General features: G+C 67.7%; 14 protein-coding genes and 1 pseudogene. 8 read left to right on the top strand and 7 right to left on the bottom strand.

The window, feature by feature from the left end; genetic code table 11:
* Positions 1-144 precede the first annotated feature (144 nt).
* Positions 145-825: a pentapeptide repeat-containing protein gene (locus AB0N66_RS41045; RefSeq protein ID WP_365445616.1), complete on the bottom strand. Its 681-nt coding sequence runs from the start codon at positions 823-825 to the stop codon at positions 145-147.
* A 184-nt stretch (positions 826-1009) separates the two neighbouring features.
* On the opposite strand from AB0N66_RS41045, the gene AB0N66_RS41040 reads away from it, so the two are divergent.
* Together AB0N66_RS41040 and AB0N66_RS41035 are read left to right on the top strand one after the other, a co-directional pair.
* Positions 1010-1990: a zinc-binding dehydrogenase gene (locus tag AB0N66_RS41040; RefSeq protein ID WP_365445613.1), complete on the top strand. Its 981-nt coding sequence runs from the start codon at positions 1010-1012 to the stop codon at positions 1988-1990.
* Between the two features lie 96 nt (positions 1991-2086).
* A complete protein-coding gene (locus AB0N66_RS41035) occupies positions 2087-3604 on the top strand; it encodes an MFS transporter (RefSeq protein WP_365445610.1) in 1518 nt (505 codons plus the stop codon).
* Here the strand turns inward: AB0N66_RS41035 and AB0N66_RS41030 are convergent.
* The 4 genes from AB0N66_RS41030 to AB0N66_RS41015 all read right to left on the bottom strand — a co-directional run bounded on the left by AB0N66_RS41030 (position 3587) and on the right by AB0N66_RS41015 (position 9622).
* A complete protein-coding gene (locus AB0N66_RS41030; protein ID WP_365445607.1) occupies positions 3587-4093 on the bottom strand; it encodes a GNAT family N-acetyltransferase in 507 nt (168 codons plus the stop codon). The genes AB0N66_RS41035 and AB0N66_RS41030 overlap by 18 nt on opposite strands.
* A 71-nt stretch (positions 4094-4164) precedes the next feature.
* Entirely contained in the window at positions 4165-7386 is a 3222-nt protein-coding gene (locus AB0N66_RS41025) for a Tat pathway signal protein (protein WP_365445604.1), read from the bottom strand.
* A 180-nt stretch (positions 7387-7566) separates the two neighbouring features.
* Positions 7567-8964: an FAD-dependent oxidoreductase gene (locus tag AB0N66_RS41020; RefSeq protein WP_365445602.1), complete on the bottom strand. Its 1398-nt coding sequence runs from the start codon at positions 8962-8964 to the stop codon at positions 7567-7569.
* 10 nt (positions 8965-8974) lie between these two features.
* On the bottom strand, positions 8975-9622 hold the full coding sequence (locus AB0N66_RS41015; RefSeq protein ID WP_365445599.1) for a rhomboid-like protein: 648 nt from the start codon (positions 9620-9622) through the stop codon (positions 8975-8977).
* Positions 9623-9676: 54 nt separating this feature from the next.
* Between AB0N66_RS41015 and AB0N66_RS41010 the strand changes: the two are divergent.
* A pseudogene (locus AB0N66_RS41010) lies at positions 9677-10461 on the top strand (aminoglycoside phosphotransferase family protein).
* Positions 10462-10578: 117 nt separating this feature from the next.
* Here the strand turns inward: AB0N66_RS41010 and AB0N66_RS41005 are convergent.
* On the bottom strand, positions 10579-11382 hold the full coding sequence (locus tag AB0N66_RS41005; protein WP_365445597.1) for an SGNH/GDSL hydrolase family protein: 804 nt from the start codon (positions 11380-11382) through the stop codon (positions 10579-10581).
* A 276-nt stretch (positions 11383-11658) separates the two neighbouring features.
* Between AB0N66_RS41005 and AB0N66_RS41000 the strand changes: the two genes are divergently transcribed.
* Positions 11659-12462, top strand: coding sequence for an alpha/beta hydrolase (locus AB0N66_RS41000; protein WP_365445594.1), 804 nt, complete (start codon positions 11659-11661; stop codon positions 12460-12462).
* Positions 12462-13739 (top strand): SpoIIE family protein phosphatase, encoded by a 1278-nt coding sequence (locus AB0N66_RS40995; protein WP_365445591.1) that lies wholly within the window; start codon positions 12462-12464, stop codon positions 13737-13739. Before AB0N66_RS41000 ends, AB0N66_RS40995 begins: the two co-directional genes overlap by 1 nt.
* 447 nt (positions 13740-14186) lie before the next feature.
* On the opposite strand, the gene AB0N66_RS40990 is transcribed toward AB0N66_RS40995, so the two are convergent.
* Positions 14187-14762 (bottom strand): hypothetical protein, encoded by a 576-nt coding sequence (locus tag AB0N66_RS40990; protein WP_365445589.1) that lies wholly within the window; start codon positions 14760-14762, stop codon positions 14187-14189.
* An 847-nt stretch (positions 14763-15609) separates the two neighbouring features.
* Between AB0N66_RS40990 and AB0N66_RS40985 the strand changes: the two genes are divergently transcribed.
* The 3 genes from AB0N66_RS40985 (at position 15610) to AB0N66_RS40975 (ending at position 18604) form a co-directional block, all read left to right on the top strand.
* A complete protein-coding gene (locus AB0N66_RS40985) occupies positions 15610-16752 on the top strand; it encodes a hypothetical protein (protein WP_365445586.1) in 1143 nt (380 codons plus the stop codon).
* Positions 16753-17166: 414 nt separating this feature from the next.
* The gene (locus tag AB0N66_RS40980; protein WP_365445583.1) at positions 17167-17961 is read left to right on the top strand and encodes a TIGR04255 family protein; all 795 of its coding nucleotides are present in this window, start codon (positions 17167-17169) and stop codon (positions 17959-17961) included.
* Complete coding sequence (locus AB0N66_RS40975) at positions 17951-18604, top strand: hypothetical protein (RefSeq protein WP_365445580.1); 654 nt, start codon at positions 17951-17953, stop codon at positions 18602-18604. Before AB0N66_RS40980 ends, AB0N66_RS40975 begins: the two co-directional genes overlap by 11 nt.
* Positions 18605-18606 lie beyond the last annotated feature (2 nt).

The following is an 18606-nucleotide window of genomic DNA, read 5'->3' as shown; positions in this document are numbered from 1 at the left end:
TTCGCCCCCTCCGCCCCTGCCCGTCCCTTGTTCCTGGGGGCTGCCGCCCCCAGACCCCCGCACCGCGCTGAACGCGCTCGTCCTCAAACGCCGGACAGGCTGAAACCAATGCAGCAGGGGCGGAGGGGGCGAAAAACCCACCCCCTACTCCACCCGCACCCCCATCTCCGCCGCCAACATCCCCGCCATATCCACCAGTTGAGCCGGACTGATCACCGCCCCCGCCAACCGGTCCACCCCCCGCGCGATGGTGAACTCGGCGGCCCCCCGCAGGTCCACCTCGGTCAGCGTCGCCGCCGTAAGATCCGCTTCCTTGACCACACAGTCCACGAACTCCACCCGCTCAAGCCGCGCGCCCCCGAAGTCGGGCTCGACCAGGACGCACCCCTGGAAGACGACGTCCTTGAGGCGGGCCTTGCGCAGGTTCAGGTAGTCGATCTTGCCGCCGCGGACCAGCACCCGCTCCAGTACGGAACCGTGCAACTGCACCCCGCCCAGGCGAGCGTCGACCAGCTCCACATCGCGCAACGTCGACTCGGCGAGGTCGGTGCCGACGCCCCGTATGCCCGTGAGGACCGAGTCCAGCACGCGGGCGTGATGCAGCCGGGTCTCGTCCAGCGCGCACCCGGTCAGCGCGCAGTCCATGAACCGCGCGCCCCCGCCGTCCTGCCCGACGAAGTCCACGTCCCGGAACTCGAGGCCGTCGTAGTCCCCGTCGGGCTCCAGCCCAGCACCGCCGTACGGCTCCAGGGGCGGCAACCGCACCTCCGGCCGCCGCGCTCCCTTGACCAGCTTCTTCGCCTCGCCCGCCGCTTTCCGCACCATGCCCCCATCGTGCACCCCACCACTGACAACGACCCCGACCTGCGTTTCCCGATCCCACCTCGAAAAGCCTTGACCTCAAGCGAGCTTCAGGTCAGAAGCTGGGCCCACAAAGAACGGACGACGGACAACAGACAGCAGATAGCAGACAGCAGCAGACGACAGCCAACAGACGACGGAGCCCACCATGCACGCCATCCGCCAGCACGCCTTCGGCCCCGCCGAGAACCTCACCCTCGAACTGACCGAGGACCCCGAGCCAGGCCCCGGCCAGGTCCGTATCGCCGTCGGCGCGGCGGGAGTTCACCTTCTCGACACCGCGATCCGGGCGGGCATCCGCGGCCCGCTCCCGGAGCTGCCCGCCCTGCCCACGATCCCCGGCCGCGAGGTCGCCGGCACCGTCGAGGCCCTCGGCGAGGGCGTCGCCGACCTCTGGCTCGGCAAGCGCGTTGTCGCCCACCTGGGCTTCGCCCCCGGCGGGTACGCCGAGCTGGCGGTTGTCGACGTCGACCGCCTCCACGTGATCCCCGGGAACCTGGACTTCGCGCAGGCCGTCGCGATGATCGGCACCGGGCGTACGGCGATGGGGATCCTCCAGTTCACCGAGCTCGGCCCCGACTCCGTGGCCGTGATCCCGGCGGCCGCGGGCGGTATCGGCACCCTCCTCGTGCAGTACGCCAAGCACGCGGGCGCCACCGTGATCGGGCTGGCGGGCGGCCTGGAGAAGGTGGCCCGGGTCCAGCGGAACGGCGCCGACCTGGCCGTCGACTACAAGGACCCGGACTGGCCGGAGAAGGTCCGCGCCTTCCTCGGCGGCACAGAGGCAACCGTCGTCTTCGACGGCGTGGGCGGCGACGCGGCCCGCGAGTCCGTCGCCCTGCTGGGCCCCGGCGGCACGCACCTCGTCTTCGGCTGGTCCGGCGAGGGCCTGCGCGACGGCACCCCGCTGCTCGTCGAGGGCGTCTCCCAGGAGGTCCTCGGCGCCGCGATGATGCGGAAGGCGGGCGGCCCCAACCCCGTCCACACCCTGGAACTGCGCTCCCTCGCCGAAGCCGCCGCAGGCCACCTGACCCCGGCCGTCACCCGCTTCCCACTCGCCGAGGCGGCCGCCGCCCACCGCGCCCTGGAGAACCGGGGCACGGTCGGGAAGGTGGTGCTGGAACCGTGAGCGACCACTCCACCAACCGTGAGCGCCCTCTCCACCAACCGTGAGCGACCCCTCACCAGAGATGCGATGAGTCCCTTTTGATGGTCTTATGGGCTGATGAGTGTCACCCGAACAGGTGAACCGGGCATACCAGGAGGGCCGGCGGGCGCAGACCCCCATCGCTGGTGGGCCCTGGTGATCATTGCCCTCGCCCAGCTGATGGTCGTCCTGGACGCGACCATCGTGAACATCGCTCTCCCCTCCGCACAGAGCGCTCTGCACATGTCCGACGGCAACCGCCAGTGGGTCATCACCGCGTACACGCTGGCCTTCGGCGGTCTGCTCCTGCTCGGCGGCCGGATCGCCGACATCGTCGGCCGCAAACGCACCTTCATCTTCGGGCTCATCGGCTTCGCAGCCGCCTCCGCGATCGGCGGCGCGGCGACCACCTCCGGCATGCTCTTCGGCGCCCGCGCGCTCCAGGGCGCCTTCGCCGCCGTACTGGCCCCTTCCGCGCTGTCGCTCCTCACCACCACGTTCACCGACCCGAAGGAGCGCGGAAAGGCCTTCGGGATCTACGGCGCCCTGGCGGGCTCGGGCTCCGCGATCGGGTTCATCGCGGGAGGGCTGCTGACGGAGTACCTGGACTGGCGCTGGTGCCTGTACGTCAATGTCCCGATCGCCGTCATCGCGGTCTTCGGCGCGTTCACACTGCTGCACGACCGCCCGGGCAACAAGGGCGCCCATCTCGACGTACCCGGTGTGCTGCTCGGCTGCGGCGGACTGGTCGCGATCGTCTACGGGTTCAGCGAGGCGGAGTCGCGCGGCTGGACGGACTCGCGGGTCCTCGGACTCTTCGCGGCGGGCGTCGTACTCCTCGCGTCCTTCGTGTGGTGGCAGACACGTTCTCCTGGCCCGCTGCTCCCCCTGCACATCATCAAGGACCGCAACCGCGCCGGATGCTTCCTGACGATGGGTCTCGCCACCATCGGCATGTTCGGCATGTTCCTCTTCATGACCTACTACCTACAGGGCATCCTCGGCTACTCCCCCGTGAAGACAGGCCTGGCCTTCCTGCCCCTGACGGTCGCGATCATCATCGGCTCCACGCAGATCTCGGCCCGGCTGCTGCAACACGTGGCACCGCGCGTGCTCATGGTCCCCGGCATGATCCTCGCCGCCGGCGGCATGCTGATCTTCACCCAGCTCACCGTCGACTCCGGCTACGCGGACCATCTGCTGCCCGGCATGCTCCTGACCGGCCTCGGCATGGGGCTGACCTTCATGCCGGTCTTCGCGACCGCCACCGCCGGGGTCGCCCCGCAGGACGCTGGTGTGACCTCCGCGACCGTCAACACCGCGCAGCAGGTGGGCGGTTCGATCGGTACGGCCCTGCTGAACACCATCGCCACCACCAGCGGCGCCGCATACATCGCCGCCCACCTGACCAACCCCGCCCAGATGGACCTGATCACCCGCCAGGGCACCGTCCACGGCTACACGACCGCCCTCTGGTGGGCCGTCGGTGTCCTGCTCCTGGCCGGACTGGTCGCGGGCCTGATGGTCACGGCGAAGGCACCGAAGCAGACGATGTCCACGGGAGCGCCAGTGCCCGAATCAGCCCCCCGAACCTGAACCCGGCCCTGGCCCCGGCCCTGACCCCAGCTTCGCGAGCGAGTCGTCCGTCAGCCGGTACACCGTCCACTCGTCCTGCGGCCGCGCGCCCAGCGCCTCATAGAACTCGACGGCCGACCGGTTCCAGTTCAGCACCGACCACTCCAGCCGCTCGTACCCGCGCTCCACACAGATCCGCGCCAGTTCGGTCAGCAGCGCCTTCCCGTGCCCACCGCCGCGCACCTGGGGCCGTACGTACAGGTCCTCCAGGTAGATCCCGTGCACCCCGCGCCACGTCGAGAAGTTCAGGAACCACAGCGCGAACCCGACGACCTCCCCCGCCGCGTCCTCGGCGACATGCGCGAACGCGGCGGCCCGCTCCCCGAACAGCGCCTCACGCAACTGCTCCTGGGAGGCCCGCGCCTCCTCCAGCGCCTTCTCGTACTCGGCGAGTTCACGCACCAGGGCGTGAATGACGGGGACATCGGCGGGGGTCGCTGGGCGAATCATGGCCGCAGTGTCACATACGGGTGCGGGGCGGGGCCCAGGAAGGCCCTGCCCCGCACCCGCTGGTGACTGCCTCAGCGAGCGACCGCCTTCGTCGCCTTGCTCACCGCCGAACCGTCCTTGTGACCGGTGCGGTGCGCGATCACCTTGACGGTGATCTTCTTGCTGGACTGGGCCGACTTCAGGACCAGCGTGGACTTGGTCGCGCCGGCGATCGCCTTGCCGTTCGCGTACCACTGGTACGAGTACGAGGTCGCCGCCGGGCTCCAGGTGCCCTTGCCCGCCGTCAGCTTCTTACCGACCTTCGCCGTGCCGCTGATCACCGGCACCTTCGTCGCCTTCGGAGCGGCGCCCTTGGCGACGGTCACCGCCGCCGAGGTCGCCGAGCCGCTCTTCCAGCCGCTCTTGACGGCCGTGACGGTCACGGTCAGCTTCTTGCCGAGGAGCGACGCCGGGATCGTGTACGCCGAGGCCGTCGCCCCGGATATCGCGGTGCCGTTCGCCTTCCACTGATAGGTGTACGACGACGGGGCGGCCGACCAACTCCCCGTCGCCGCCGTGACCTTGACGCCGACCGCCGCCGTGCCCGTCACCTTGGGCAGAGCGGTGTTCTTCAGCTCGGGCTGGGTCACGGTGAAGGTGCCGCGCTGGTACTCCCAGCCGCGCGTGAACACGCTGACCGTCCAGACGCCGGTGGCCGCGCCGGTCAGGTCGAGGGTCGCCGTCGCCGTCCGGTTGTCGGCGGACACCGACTCCGTCTTCGCGGTCAGCGTCCTGCCGCTCTGGCTCAGCCGGACCGTGGTGTCCGCGCCGAGCGCGGTGCCGGTCACACTGAGCGCGACCTTGCCACCGCTGACGCCCGTGCCGGGGCTCACCGCGGTGACGCTCAGCTCCTCGGTGCCGCACTGGACGAACGAGCAGTTCAGCTTGGCGCTGTAGGAAGTGCTGGACGCCTTCTCCGGCAGGCCCAGGACGAACACTGTCGGGGCGCTCGCGGAGGGTGTGCCCGATACACCGCACTCGTAGCCGGACGAGCTGTTGACGCAGCCGTTGGCCCAGGAGGACGTGGTGTAGAGGGCGGGCACCGCCGTGGTGGTGGCGTCGGTGGTGTCCTTGATGTCGGCGTTGAAGTGGTCGGAGCCCGCCGTGGGCAGCACCGCGCACACGGCGGTGTGCGACTCGTCGAGGGTGCCGGTGACCGGCCCGTACCCGTACGCGACCGAGGGGACCTCGGTGCACTCGGGCGCCGGCCCGTCAGCGTTGGCGATGCGCAGGGCGTCCAGGTGGTAAGCGGGCGCGGCTTTCAGGGTGGCCGGGGTCTGCACGAGCACCTGGTGGGTGGTGAACCCGGTGACCGCGCAGGAGCGGTTGCGGAACGAGCACTCGGTGACGCCGTCGCCGCCCAGGACCGCGATGTTGGCGGTGCCCAGCGCGTCCCGCACATCCACGTGTACGACGTCGGTCGCGGCGCCTGTGGTGACCTGGTGGCAGCGCAGGGTGCCCGGAACGTCGTACGAACCGGCCACGGAAGGACCGCCGACCTTCGCGGCAGCCGTCTTCAGACAGCCCGCGGAGGCGGCGCTCGCGGTCACGTCACGCCGGGTCAGCGTGTACGTGGCGGCCTTGTCCCGGCCGGTGACGAGCACCGTGTGGGCCTTGCCCGGGGTGAGGCCGCAGATCGTCCAGCCATTGGTGGTGGCGGCGCGGTCGCAGACTCGTTTGCCGGTGGAGTCGACCACGGAGAACTCCGCCGCGGTCGTGCCGGACGTGGCGACCAGTTGGAACACCTCCGAGCCCGTGTGGGCGTCGGCGGGAATGCTCAAGCAGTGCGAGAAGACCCCGCCGCCCGTGGTCAGCGTGGCCTTGGCACCGCCGTCGGCATAACTTCCGGCAGGCAGTACGGGGCAGTCGCTCTCGACGTCCGTGCGGTGGAGGGCCACGGAGTAGGGACCCGTGGGGGTGACGCCGTCGTCGGAGTGCACGAGGGCCCGGTAGGGGGCGGTGCCGGTGAGGGCGCAGTCGCCGTACGCGAGCTCTTCCGCGTCACACTGCTCGGTGCCGTCGCGGTCGAGCACCTCCACCGTCGCGTCGACCGGGGAGGAGCCGAGCGGGGTGAGTGCCGCGACCACGGCGCCCTGCGGAGCGGCCAGCTCCAGGCAGTCGTACTGCCCTGCCGTGCTCAACTCTCCCTGGTGAACGCCCATGCCGGTCTCCACGCAGCCTTCACCGGAGGCACGGTCGAGGACGATCAGCCCGGCGCGGGAGTCGCTGAAGGGGTACGAGCCGTCCAGGACGGCGGTGTAGGTACCGGCGGCCGGCAACTGGCACGGGTCCGTCGCCCGGCACACGGTCATGCCGTCGGCGTCGTACACCTGGACCGGGCCTGTCTCCCCGCTCTCGTCGACGTCGTGGACGAGGTACGAGCCTGCCTTGCCCGCGGTGAAAGTGAAGCAGGGGTTGGTGTCGAAGTCCTGCGGCTCCAGGGGGCCGTAGGGCCGCACGGGCGCGGTACGGCAACCCTGCGGGTCGTTCAGCCGGCGGACCTTCACGGCGAACTCGGCGGGAAAGCCCCGCTCCCCGTACGAGACCCGGGACAGCACCCGGTAGGGGCCGTCGCCGGGCAGCACGCAGCTGTCCTCGCCGTCCTCGGGGAAGTGCGGGCAGATCCGGGCGCCGGTCTCGTCGGTGATCCAGGCGATGTCCTCGCCGTACACCTTGGGTCCGTGGGTGAGCCGGACGCGCTCGCCTGCCTCGGCGTCGAACGGCTGGCAGTCGATCTCGACCGGGCTCACCGACGTACGGCTCACGGTCGGCAGGTCCCAGCTCGTGCCTGTCTCGTCGGCGCAGCCCTGCGTGGAGCCGAGCGGGACGACGGTGACGGCCGTCTGCGCGTCTCCCCAGCCGTTGTTGACCACCTTGACGGTGTAGGTGCCGGCCGTGGGCAGATCACACCAGCCCTCGGCGTAGAACTCCTCGTCGTAGCAGTCCACTTCAGCGCCGTCGGCGGAGAGGACCTGCGTGTACGCCTCGTTGGCGCTGTCGTCGAGTGAGACCAGGTGCAGGCCCGGAGCGGTGGCCGTGACGGTGAAGCAGGTGCTGTCCTGGGCCGCGACGGTGGCCTTGCCGACCGCCTCGCCCGGGTCACCGAACGGCGCGATGGCGAGCGGCGCGCACTCGGCGTCCGCGGCCGCCGGCTCCGCCGCTCGGGCGGAGCCCGTCCCGGTCGAGGTCAGCAGCGCGACGAGGACGGTGAGCGCGAGCAGCAACACCGAAGCGGGCGTGCGTCTCGCGGACATGCGGACACGTGGACAGGGTTCGGGCATCTGATCCCCCCGGATCGTTCGAGCCCCCCGGCTCGATGGTCAATTGAAGCGATGTTCGCACACAGGTATGACAGAGCACTCATGAGTATCGGGGGACAGCAGACGCCTTACGGGCCGAGCGGCTATGCCTTACGAGTCGAGCGGCTGGAGTCGTCAGTGCCGTCCCGCCACCCGGTCCGCCACCCGGGCCAGTCGCGACGACTGAGCGCTGTGCGTGGTGAGTTCGCGCCGGTCGGCCGTGCGGTAGGTGGCGTACATGCCGTGGACCCCGATCCAGCGGAACGGCTCCGGCTCCCACTTGCGCACCTTGTGGTCGACCCAGGGCAGGCCGGTCAGTTCCGTCTCACCCGACTGCCCCGAGTCGCGCTGGACGAGGTCGCGCAGGGTGCGGGCGGCGAGATTGGTGGTGGCGACACCGGAACCGACGTAGCCGCCGGCCCACCCGAGCCCCGTCGAACGGTCCAGGGCCACCGTGGCGCACCAGTCGCGCGGCACGCCGAGGACACCCGACCAGGCGTACTCCACGCCCACACCGGTCAGCGACGGGAAGAAGCGGACGAGGATCTCGCGCAGCGCCTCGACGGTCGCCGGCTGCGTACGGCCGTCGTTGTCGGTGCGGGAGCCGAAGCGGTACGGGACTCCGCGGCCGCCGAGCGCGATCCGGCCGTCGGCGGTGCGCTGGGCGTACATGTACGCGTGCGCCATGTCGCCCAGGGTCTCGCGCCCCTCCCAGCCGATGGTCTCCCACTGCTCGGCGGTCAGCGGCTCCGTCGCGATCATCGACGAGTTCATGGGCAGCCAGGTCCGCTTCTGCCCCTTGAGCGAGGCTGTGAAGCCCTCCGTGCAGCGCAGGACGTAGGGCGCGCGCACCGTGCCGTACGGAGTCACCGCGTGCTTCGGCCGGATCTCCGTGACCGGCGTCTGCTCGTGGATCGTCACGCCCAGCGCCTCGACCGCGGCGGCCAGTCCCTTCACCAGCTTCACCGGGTGCAGCCGCGCCCCGTGCGGCGTCCAGGTGGACCCCACGGCGTCCGCGACCCGGATCCGCTCGGCGGTCGCGACGGCGCCGTACAGCTCGCGGTCCTTCTCCCCGTACGACAGTTCGTGCTCGTGGAAGGCCTTCAGCCGGGCCAACTGGGCGGGCGTGTACGCCACTTCGAGTACGCCGCCCTGGTGGATGTCGGCGTCGATACCCTCCGCCGCTACGACCCGCACCACCTCGCCGACCGTCTCGTTCATGGCCTGCTGAAGGCGTACGGCGGCCTCCCGGCCGTGCAGCTTCGCGTACCGGTCGCGTCCCGCGATGCCGTTGTAGAGCCAGCCGCCGTTGCGCCCGGAGGCGCCGTAACCGCAGAACTTCTGCTCCAGGACGGTGATCCGGAGGAAGGGAGCCGCCTTCTTCAGGTAGTACGCGGTCCACAGGCCCGTGTAGCCGCCGCCGACGATGACGACGTCCGCGGAGGCGTCACCGGGCAGCGGCTCGCGCGGCGCGGGGATGCCGTCGTCGGCGTACCAGAAGGAGATGCCGCCATTGACCGTCACGCTGCTCATGGCCGGGACGTTAACGCCTGAGGGCGGCCACTGTCTCCTTCGGATTCCATGCTTTTCCGCGCCCTCTGACCAGCGGATAACAGGCAAGACCGATCAGCACCGAGGTGAAATGCCCGAGATCGGTGAAGGTGCGGCCGGTCGCCAGCGGCACCCCGTACACAAGGAGCACGATCACCACGTACGGATACCGCCAGGGCACCGCGATCCGGTACGTCAGCACCGCGATCACCCCCGCCAGCGCGTAACTCACCCCGATGTCGAGGGTGTTGACCGCCGAACGCGGCGCCATCCCGTGCCGGATCGCCAGCAGCAGCGCCCCCTCACTGATCAGCGTCGCCAGGACGTGCGCGGCCACACAGACCACCAGCCACCGCGCGGTACCGAGCCAGTGCTCCGCCTGCGCGTGAAAAACGGTGTAGAGGACGGCGTACGGCAGCCAGTACCCGCCGTCGATCCACATCGCACTGGCGAAGAGCACCCGGATCGGGTTGCTCGACAGCTCGTGGATGTTGGTGGACCGCTGCCGCAGGAATTCCTGCTCGAACGCCGGCGACATCTGGTGCACGGCCACGGTCGTGATGAAGAGGATCACCAGCCAGATGTACGTTCCCGGGGCACGGCTGATGTACGACCGAACAGCGCGCGGAACTCGACTCATGGGGTGATTGTGCTGGTGTGGGACTCCCGGCTGCTGGAACGGGGAGCGGAGTTTCTGGAGCGGTGGGAGCTGCGGCAGGAGGGGCGGCCGATGAGCGGGCGGGTCTCCGTCGTACTGCCGGTGGTCCGCGGCGACGGAACACGGGCCGCCCTGAAACTCCAGGACCTCGACGACGAGACGGCGGGCGAGGCCCTCGCCCTGCGGACCTGGGACGGCGACGGTGTCGTACGACTGCTGAACGACGATCCGCAGACCGGCACGATGCTCCTGGAACGGCTCGACGAGGACCGCCCACTTGCCGCCGTACCGGACGTGATGAAGGCGACCAGGATCCTCGCGGACCTGCTCGCGCGGCTGACATCCATGCCTGCGCCGGCGGAGCTACGACGGCTCGGAGACCTGACGGCGGGCATGTTCGACCGCCTGCCGGCCGTACTGGCGGCGCTGACCGACGAGGACGACCGCCAACTGCTGCGGAACTGCGCCGCCGCGCTGCGCGAGGTCGCGGACGGACCCGGCGACCGCCTCCTTCACTGGGACCTGCACTTCGAGAACATCCTCGCCGCCGACCGCGAACCCTGGCTGGTCATCGACCCGAAACCCCTCGCCGGAGACCCTGCTTCGACCTGCTCCCCGCCCTCTGGAACCGCTTCGAGGAGGGACACCTCCTGCGGCGCTTCGACCTGATGACGGACGTACTGGGCGCAGACCGGGAGCGGGCACGTGCCTGGACGCTGGGGCGGGTGCTCCAGAACTCACTGTGGCGCGTGGAGGAGGGCCGCGGCCCGGACGTACAGCAGGCGGCGATCGCGAGGGCGCTGCTGGCTTGGCGGTACTGAAGGACACCGGCAGGACAGCGGTAGGACACCGGCAGGGCAGCGAGGGCGTTACGCCGACGCGGCGGAACGCCCTCGCCCCGTGCCTCTATCCGGCGTGCTCGGTCATCCGGTCCTCGATCATCCGGTCAGGGAGTTCAACGCGGCGAGATAGCCGTCGCGGTGACCCGCGGTATTCGGGTGGTAGGACTCGTTGAGTTTGTCCCATTCCAGACTGGTCAGCCAGGTGGTACCGCTTGAGCAGATGGTGTGCGGGTCGAATACCGGCCGGGCGTCCAGGAATGTGAATCCGGCCTCCGCCGCGCGGGCGGACATGACGCTTGCGAGAGTGTCGGCCGCCGAGTTCACGGCCGTACGTTCGGTGTCACTCAATCCGAATAGGCCGCAGGACCCGTTGATGGTGTAGAACCGCGGATAACCGATGACAATGACTCTCGCGTTGGGCGCCTTGGCACGCACCGCCGCGTAGGTCTGCGCCAGCGCGGGTGACAGCGAGGTCTGTATGGCCTGCTTCGCCGCGTCGACGCCGTTGACACAGTCCCGGTCGTCGATGGTCAGGACGCAGTTCGCCAGCACATCGACGAAACCGACATCGTTGCCACCGACCTGAAGCGTCACCAGCGTGGTGTCCGCGGTCAGTTGGGGAACCTGAGTGTTGATCACGTCGGCCGTCGTCGCACCGGAGCACGACGCCTCCACGAAGGCGACCGACGGGTGCTGGGCCGCCCACAGCCGGGAGTAGGTCAGCGGGCCCCGACGGCACAAGTCGTTGACAGCGTCGTCGTACGTCCGCGTCCCGGGGGCGACGGCGTACGAGTCACCCATGGCCACGTACTTGCCCTCGGCAGCCTCGGCCGAGCTCGATATCGTGACCGCCGCGACGAATGCCAGCAGGACGGTGAAAAGTACCCTTAATGAACGCACGGAAATACCTCTCCAATGGGGGGGTGAATTAACCCCCATGGATAGCAGTTCAGGACGTCATCGCGCTGCCACGTCAATGAAGAAGTGATGACGTTTCATGCGGCACGTGGATGACAATGGCCACCACGCTCCGAGGTTTGGTTTCGGCGCGCGCTGCTACCGCCGTCGGCGCCAAGCACTTGATCATGAACGTCGGCAGCAGACCCCTCACAGGTCGACTGCGACTGCGTCCGGTACGGCCGCTTCAGGTGGTGAGGTTGATGGGAAGCTGGCGGCATGGACACCAGTAGCAGGAACCGCATCACCGTCACCGGCCGTGCGGACCGGCCGGTGCTCTTGCTGGCGCACGGGTTCGGCTGTGACCAGAACATGTGGCGCCTGGTGGTTCCCATGCTCGCCGAGGACTTCCGGTTGGTGCTCTTCGACTACGTGGGCTCCGGCCGCGCGGACCCTTCGGCCTGGAGCGAGCAGCGCTACAGCTCACTGGACGGGTACGCGCGCGATGTACTGGAGGTCTGCGAGGAGCTGGACCTCCAGGATGTGATCTTCGTGGGCCACTCGGTCAGCGCCATGGTCGGGGTGCTCGCCGCGGCGAAGGCGCCACAGCGGTTCTCCCGCCTGGTCATGGTGGCGCCGTCGCCCTGCTACATCGACGAGGACGGGTACCGGGGCGGGTTCAGCGCGGAAGACATCGATGAGCTGCTCGAGTCGCTGGAGTCGAACTACTTGGGCTGGTCGGCGGCGATGGCCCCGGTGATCATGGGGAACGCGGACCGGCCGGAACTCGGCGAGGAACTGACGACCTCGTTCTGCGCAACCGACCCCGCCATGGCCCGGGTCTTCGCCCGTACGACGTTCCTGTCCGACAGCCGTGAAGAACTCAAGACGGTCGCGCTGCCGACGCTGGTGCTGGAATGCAAGCAGGACGTGATCGCCCCCCGCGAGGTGGGCGCCTACGTCCACGACGCGATCCCCGGCAGCCGCCTCGTCACACTGGAGGCGACGGGGCACTGCCCGCAGCTGAGCGCCCCGCAGGCCACCGCAGAGGCGATCATCGACTTCATCGCTGCGGCCCGGTGATGTGCCGTACCGCTCAGGACCCGGACGGGGAGGGAGATGTGGACGCCACCGACGTCGCCTTCTCCGCCCTGCTGGAGGACAGCGTGGAGGAGCTGTACGAGCAGGCGCCGTGCGGCTACCTGTCGACGCTGATGGACGGCACCATCGCGAAGATCAACACCACCTTGCTGGACTGGCTGGGCCTGAACCGGTCCCAGGTGGTGGGTCGGATGCGGTTCACCGATCTGCTCACCGTGGGCGGCAAGCTCTACCACGAGACGCACTTCGCCCCGCTGCTACAGATGAGCGGCGAGGTCAGCGGCATCGCTCTGGACATCAAGGCCGCCGCCGGGCGGCGGATGCCGGTGCTGGTCACTTCGAAGGTGAAGACCAGCGACGAAGGCGAACCGCTGCTGATCCGCACCACCGTCTTCGATGCCCGCGAACGCCGCGCCTACGAGACCGAGCTGCTGCGCCAACGCCGGGCAGCCGAAGAAGCGCGCGGGCACGCTGAGGCCGACCGCGAACGGCTCCAGGAAGCCCTCGCCGTACTCCAGCAGAGCCTGCTGCCCGCCCAACTGCCCACCGTTCCGGGCCTGGAAGCCGTCTCCTACTACCACACGGCCTCTCCGGACCATCTCGGCGGAGACTTCTACGACCTGTTCCCCCTCGGCGCCGACCAGTGGGCGTTCTTCCTCGGCGACGTGTGCGGCAAAGGCCCCCAGGCTGCCGCGCTCACCTCGCTGACCCGCTACACCCTGCGGGCGGCCGCCATGCACGACCCTGCCCCCATCGCCGTGCTGACCACCTTGAACACCGTGCTGCACGAGCGGTACACCAGTGGCGACACCCGCTACTGCACCGCCATATTCGGCGTCCTGCGCCCCGGCAGCGGCCACGCCAGCGTGCACCTGGCCTCCGGCGGCCACCCCTCTGCACTGATCCAGCGCGCCGACGGCACCGCGGACTACGTCCCCACCCCCGGCGGCATGCTCATCGGCATCCTGCCCAAGGTCCACTTCACAGCCGCCCTCACCGAACTGTTCCCCGGCGACACCCTGCTGCTCTACACCGACGGCCTGACCGAGGCCCGCACCGGACCCGAACGCGAGCTGTACGGAGAGGACGCCCTGCGCGCCTTCACCGCCGACCAGCCCCCAGCGGGACCCCAGGCCCTGATCACCGCCCTGACCGAGCTACTGACCGGCTTCGGCGACGGACTGGACGACGACACCGCGCTGCTCGCCCTCGGCGTACCGGCCCCGCTTCCCACCCCACCGGGTGAAGACCCGCGATGAGCCACTGACGCGACGTGATCACGATCACGATCACCAGGGCGCAGCCACAATGCACCCCCGCCGAAACCACAAGCTCACGGGCCTCACGGCCCGTTGCCCATGCTGTTGGAGCCCCCTGTCGGATTCGAACCGACGACCTACGCATTACAAGTTGTCCGATCTTGGTCCGGGGGTGTCCACGGGTGTCCGCATTGCAGCTCGGGCGCCTGCTCAGAGGGTCCGCTCGACTTCGGCGGACGTCAGCGGATCACCCCGGAATGAGCGGCGATTGAGACCACAATTGAGACCACCACCTCTTCCTCTCGAATAAGGTCCGGGCAAGATCCAGACCTCATCTCGAAGCTACTTACGCAGGACAGAGCCTTGATGTGAGTTGGTCTAGTGAGGCTTCCGGGAGGCGTCGGGAGAAGAACTTCTCCCGGATTTCTCCCAGTCCTCCTGGTCGGTCTAGGTGTCGTCCACCTCGTCGTCTGGCTCTGGCTCGCCCATGAGGAAGGCGTTCGCTTCCGCAGTCTTACGCCTGTTCACGTCCGCACGGATTTGCTTTACGTGCCTGGGATGCGGGGGAAGTGGGTCCGCGCGGATGTAGGCGGACAACGCACTGACCATGTCGTCAACCATGAGGCGCACCATCTGTATGTAGTGGACGTGCCGTGGCCCTGCCCAGCGATACTCCTTCGCTAGCCTCAGGGTCGGAGTCACGCGGGCACGGACGGCGTCACCTGGTATCCGCAGGAGGGCGAGCTCTACGTTTCTCAGGTGAATCCTGGCCTGCTGTTCCCAGGGTTCAAGCTCAACAGCCGGTGTGTCAGTCGGCGGTGTAGTCGAGTCAAGCAGATCATCAAGCTTGATCAACTCAGACAAGGCGGTGTCAGTCGCCACTTGCCCCAGCTCACGGAGGCGGGTTGCGTCTGCCTGCTTCGACTGATGTCGCAGAGTCAGCCATGCCGCTCCAAATGAGGCACCCCCACCAACGATCGCGCCCCCAAAGCCAACGAAGGCAGTGACTATGTCTGCGTTCACTTGGCCATCCTGACGGACAGAGTTGTCCCACAACAGGGGCAAGTCGTGACGAACAGTCGCCATCACTTCGGACAGACCCTGTTGCGAGCTTAAGAGCCGCGGCTACAACCTCTTCGTCCCGAACGCGATCAGGGCATGCATGACCTTGGTCCTGAGCACTGACCTGCGCGGGCGCCGTCCAGGACCGTCCGCTTCAGTCCGGGACGGTCGTGGTTCATCCGCTCCGTTTGGCCCCCTGTTTGGCCCCCCAGGGATCGGGCACCCGGGCCCGCCGCGCGCCTCTGGGGCCGACACCCTACGGACGGGCGGCGGTCCCAGACGGGGAGTGAACTGAGGCGGTTACCTACGGATGTGTACCGTGATCTGCCATCCAGCGGCAGCGGCGACGATCGCCGTCCCGAGCGGTACGTTCGCCATAAGGCCGATCACCGCGCCAGTCACAACACAGAGCGTCGAGAATCCGATCTGGGCCCAGGCCAGCACGCTTCCACCGGCCTGAGCGGACCCGGTCGCTGCCGCCGGGCAGTCGTTCTGGTCGCCCGATCCTGGGGTACGTTCAAGAGTGCTCAATGTAGAAGTTCCTCGCTTCTCTGAGAACCGCAGGCACCAGGGCACTGTGCTGCCAGGCTGGTGGCCCTGGCGCCTGCGTAACTTTCTGCGGCTGGGGGCCTGTTGGCCTCTGATCACCTTGCCGCTCACCACAAGGTTCGCCTCTGACTTCTGACTGGTCGGATAGACTGTCGGACGGATTGATCCTCATGACTGCTAAGTTGACATTGAATAGATGAATATGCATGACCAGGTCAGCATGCGGATCAATCCGTAGCGCTCAAAGGGTGGGGGAAAGTTGCCGTCGAAGGACGGGAAGGTCGAGGTTCGACTAGAGACGCTACGTGCGCTACGGCGCGGCGAGTTGCCGGCCGTCACAGCTGAGGCGTTGCGTCTCTGGCAGGAGGGCCATCAACCAGCCGACATTCGCGTGCGGCGCGCGTACCTCCGGAACGACAAACTCGAATCGGTAGAGGACGAGCGGAAGCCCTTGCCGATGGAGCAGCGCCCACTTGCAGCGCGCATGATCACCCCCAAGGGGGTCGCGCTGAAGCTGCACCTCATGTTGTTGTTCGCCGCGCAGTGCTCTGCCAAGCCCGGGAGGGCGTGGAAGAACCCGTACCCCGTGGAGCCGACGCCGCAGAGTGATCACTCATGGGTGGGGTTGACCGCGACCATCGCCAGATACCGCGGTCCGGGCATCCAGGGTGCCTCGGTTGCCACCAACAAACGGCGACAGGTCACGGAGGCGCTGAAGAAGTTGGAGGGGCTCAATCTGATACGCCCCACCAAGGGCCCCGGCCGGGGGCGTCAGGGATTCGACTTGTTGCACGAGAACGGGAAGAGCACCCCAGCGGCCGGAGTGCCGTATGTGGTACCGACTGACGCCGAGCCGTTCGTGGAGGTTCCCCGGGAGTTCTTCACTGAGGGGTGGGTGCACGTCCTGACGACCAGTGAGATTGCCGCGCTCCTGATGTGGCTCGATGCTCTGAAGTACGACTGGATGGGGACCGCTGACACGTCGCTGTTCGTAACGAGGGTGACGAGCGCGGTGCGGCAGGGGGCTTACGGTCTGGGGCGAGAAGCCTATGAGACGCATCAACAGCTCGATGCCTTTCAACTGCTCGATGTGCTCCGGCCCGAGAAGCGTCACGACGACGGTAAGTGGCAAAAGTTCGCTCAAGACAGCAGCGACCTGGCTTGTCACCGTGTCGCGTTGACCCCGAACGGGTTCAGTCGAGATGCCGGAGAGGTGGTTCAAGAAGTGCTGCAACGCCGGGATGCCCGGGGGGACTGGTCGCGTCCTCCGTTTGCACCCCGTCGCTACTGGAAGATTGTGCTGCGCAAACCCGAGCGGGGCCCGGACGATCGCCGCGAGGGAGGGCTGAGCGATCTCGACCTCGAACGGAAGCATGGGATGGTTGTCGACAGTCATGAGTGACGTGTCATAAGGACGCCTGCACACGCTACGGCACGTCCGGAACGTCACACGGGGCGGTCCGGCTTCAGTGCAGGACCGCTTGCTCCCGAACGCGATCAGACCCCCTCGCGATCTTGATGCGGGACCACTGACCTGCTTGTTCGGCTCAGGCAGCGTCCATTGCCGTCCAGTACTGTCCTGTTGCTGCTGCCTCGTTTGGCCCCCTGCGGGCACCCCACCGGGATGTTTTTCGCCTGGTAGAGAACGCGATGTTGGCCACTGTGGGTGCCTTGCGCCCTGGGAGCAGGTAGTGACGTCAACGCGTCGCGATGTCGCTGAGCCGACCTGATGGTTGCCCACTCGTAGCCAAACGTAAGGCTACGATTGCGTCCTGTTGGTTGTCGTTCTGGTTGTAACCTCAGTATCTTTGGCGGTATGAGCGAGCGACGTGCCTATCCGAACGCGCCTGTGGTTCTCGTGGCGATTGAGATCCGGCATCCTGTTGCGGACGAACTTTCGAAGCAGTCCTTGATGGCCCTCAAGCGCCATCTTGCTTCGCGGTGCCCGCTCGCCATCCCCGCGTCGGGCGTCTCCATCACTGCGACCGCCTCTGGGGTGCAGCAGGAGTCATACACCTGGCCGCGATACGTCAGCCGGGACAAGACGACAGCTGTGACCTTTCGGGATGGCGCGATCATCGTTGAGACGATGCGCTACGGGCAGTATGAGAGGTTGCGCGACCTCGTGCAGATGGCTGTTGAGGGGCGGCAACAGTTTGCACCCGCCGATGGAGTCGAGCGCATCGGTATGCGCTACATCAACGAAGTGCGCGTTCCGGAGCTGCGCTCTCTCACTGACTGGTCGGAGTGGGTTGCACCGTCGCTCTCAGGGCCGGCCATGATTGAGCAGCCTGAAGGGCAAGAACTCTCGGCGTGGCAGGGAGTGACGGTCTTCGGTAGTCAGGTCGCCTCCGGCTCAATCGTCCGGCATGGGGCTTTCGAGGGCTACGCCGTGAGTCCCGCTGGCGATCTGAACCGCCCTACGCCACCACCGGGCCCGTTCTTCCTCATCGACGTCGACAGCTATTGGGTACCAGAGGGAGAGACACCTGATCTGAAACCCGACAACGCTATGGCGCGCCTGGACGATCTGAATCTGACGGCCAAGGGGCTGTTTGAGGGATTGATCACCGACCGACTGCGGAACGAGGTGCTACGCGTTGAGCGATAGGACTGTCAACATCGACAATTCCACTCCCGCGGCGACGGGCGTGGGGGCGCCTCTGCATGGCTGGGTCGAACCTCGACCTACTGCGGCAACGTCCCAAGTCACACAAGATCTTGGCGCCGAGCGACTCCGCGCGAAGTATGAACACGAGGACAAGCTGAAGGTCCACAGGGACCATCTGTTTAACGAGTGGCAGTCGCGGGCCGCGGAGCTGGGCAGGAGTGCGCCATCTGTTCTTCTGGAGCGGCTATCTGATCTTGGGTTCGCATGGCGCGATGTGGCTCGCATGCTTGGGGTGAGCGTTGCTGCCCTGCAAAAGTGGCGACGAGGCGAAAGGATGACAGGCGCCAATCGGCTCAGGCTGGCCAGCCTTCTGGCTGCTTGTGACTTGATTGTCAGACACTACGCCGTTGATGAGATCGCATCGTGGTTCGAGATGCCCCTCACCACCGAGTGCCCGATCACACCGATCGATCTGTACGCCGACCAGCAGCCCAAGCTTCTGTTCGACTACGCCAGCGGGCACGGTCACCCCGAACAAGTTTTGAGCGAGTTCGTACCAGATTGGCGAGAACGGTACCGCTCGGACTTCGAAGTGTACGAAGCTATGGACGGAGAGCTTGCTATTCGGCCAAAGGATAAGTAGCC

This window comes from Streptomyces sp. NPDC093544 (genome assembly GCF_040683495.1).
GTDB lineage: Bacteria > Actinomycetota > Actinomycetes > Streptomycetales > Streptomycetaceae > Streptomyces.
This window is presented reverse-complemented; position numbering and strand designations above follow the sequence as displayed.

What these genes read in the sequence shown, in the direction of transcription:
- AB0N66_RS41045 (WP_365445616.1), bottom strand. Translation starts at nt 825, where the DNA reads ATGGTGCGGAAAGCGGCGGGCGAGGCGAAGAAGCTGGTCAAGGGAGCG.
- AB0N66_RS41040 (WP_365445613.1), top strand. Translation starts at nt 1,010, where the DNA reads ATGCACGCCATCCGCCAGCACGCCTTCGGCCCCGCCGAGAACCTCACC.
- AB0N66_RS41035 (WP_365445610.1), top strand. Translation starts at nt 2,087, where the DNA reads ATGAGTGTCACCCGAACAGGTGAACCGGGCATACCAGGAGGGCCGGCG.
- AB0N66_RS41030 (WP_365445607.1), bottom strand. Translation starts at nt 4,093, where the DNA reads ATGATTCGCCCAGCGACCCCCGCCGATGTCCCCGTCATTCACGCCCTG.
- AB0N66_RS41025 (WP_365445604.1), bottom strand. Translation starts at nt 7,386, where the DNA reads ATGTCCGCGAGACGCACGCCCGCTTCGGTGTTGCTGCTCGCGCTCACC.
- AB0N66_RS41020 (WP_365445602.1), bottom strand. Translation starts at nt 8,964, where the DNA reads ATGAGCAGCGTGACGGTCAATGGCGGCATCTCCTTCTGGTACGCCGAC.
- AB0N66_RS41015 (WP_365445599.1), bottom strand. Translation starts at nt 9,622, where the DNA reads ATGAGTCGAGTTCCGCGCGCTGTTCGGTCGTACATCAGCCGTGCCCCG.
- AB0N66_RS41000 (WP_365445594.1), top strand. Translation starts at nt 11,659, where the DNA reads ATGGACACCAGTAGCAGGAACCGCATCACCGTCACCGGCCGTGCGGAC.
- AB0N66_RS40995 (WP_365445591.1), top strand. Translation starts at nt 12,462, where the DNA reads ATGTGCCGTACCGCTCAGGACCCGGACGGGGAGGGAGATGTGGACGCC.
- AB0N66_RS40980 (WP_365445583.1), top strand. Translation starts at nt 17,167, where the DNA reads ATGAGCGAGCGACGTGCCTATCCGAACGCGCCTGTGGTTCTCGTGGCG.